1 pseudogene is annotated in these 243 nt (G+C 67.9%); it reads left to right on the top strand.

Annotated features, from left to right (window positions below):
• Positions 1-85: 85 nt before the first annotated feature.
• Positions 86-243, top strand: a pseudogene (locus tag FQ664_RS26745) (universal stress protein); the annotation flags it as partial.

Here is a 243-nt window from a genome sequence, read left to right as displayed (position 1 = left end):
CATCTCCCTGTGGGCGCCGCGGTTCGCCGTTGCCACTTGCCGGCGATGAGCGCAGCACTGCCATCCATTCTCCAAAGGATTGCCCATGCCCCACCCGGTTCTGATCGCCATCGACGCCTCCCCGGCAGCCACCAGCCTGCTCACCCTCGCCCAGCGCTACTGCCGCCCCGGCGAGCACACCCTGCATGTGCTGCTGGCCATCGACTCGACCTTCGCCGTGCACGACAACCGCACGGCCTACAC

Source organism: Pseudomonas persica (assembly GCF_900291015.1).
Taxonomy (GTDB): Bacteria; Pseudomonadota; Gammaproteobacteria; order Pseudomonadales; family Pseudomonadaceae; genus Aquipseudomonas.
This window is presented reverse-complemented; position numbering and strand designations above follow the sequence as displayed.